This is a genomic window from Cyanobium sp. NIVA-CYA 375, assembly GCF_056108345.1.
On sequence record NZ_JBSYHW010000324.1, the window covers coordinates 1 to 730 of the forward strand.

The following is a 730-nucleotide window of genomic DNA, read 5'->3' on the forward strand; positions in this document are numbered from 1 at the left end:
AGCACGATCACGTTCGACCCGATCAAGCTGAAAGGGGTGCGGCTCGATGGTACGGTGGTGCTGCAAACCTCGCGCCTGACCGATCCGTTCACCGGCGAACGACGCCAGTGGAGCGGGTTCACCAACCGGCAGGTCAATCTCGACCTGCGCCACGATATCCCGGGCAGCAAGCTCGCCTGGGGTGCCGGAGCCAACCACTTCCACCCGCTCGAGCGGTTCCGCAGCAACCAGACCGATCGCAATTGGGAAGGCCCGTGGTTCGCATCGCTGTTCGTCGAGCACAAGGATGTGTTCGGGCTGACTGTGCGCGCGCGGGTGGGCAATGCCCTCGGCGCGCGGCAATACCGGGAACGGGTGGTCTACACCGGGCTGCGCGATGCAAGCCCGATCGATTTCGTAGAACTGCGTGACCGCCGGATCGGGCCGATCTTCACCTTTACCGTTCGCGGCAACTTCTAGGGTTCGATCCGCTCCCCGCGCCAATCGAACACATGGCCCGACTGGCTCGGTCCAAGGCGGTCGAGCACATCGAGCAGCGCGGCGGCAGAGAACGCCGGATCGAACAGCTTGCCTCCCGGTACGTTGCGCTGGAACGGTTCGCTGAGTGCAGTGTCGACAGTGCCCGGGTGCAGCCCGGCGATGATGGCAAGCGGATGCGAACGCGCCAGTTCGATGGCGAAGGTCTTCAGCAGCATGTTGAGCGCGGCCTTGCTCGCCCGGTAGGAATGCC

2 protein-coding genes are annotated in these 730 nt (G+C 64.7%); one reads left to right on the forward strand and one right to left on the reverse strand.

Translation table 11 applies throughout. The features are described from left to right. The coding region (locus tag AC01FP_RS18365; RefSeq protein WP_474482293.1) for a hypothetical protein at window positions 1–459 on the forward strand (459 nt) is incomplete at its 5' end. Here AC01FP_RS18365 and AC01FP_RS18370 read toward each other — a convergent pair. Continuing rightward, window positions 456–730 (reverse strand): Rossmann-fold NAD(P)-binding domain-containing protein (locus tag AC01FP_RS18370; RefSeq protein WP_474482294.1); only part of this gene is annotated, 275 nt, incomplete at its 5' end. The two genes, AC01FP_RS18365 and AC01FP_RS18370, sit on opposite strands and share 4 nt — an antisense overlap.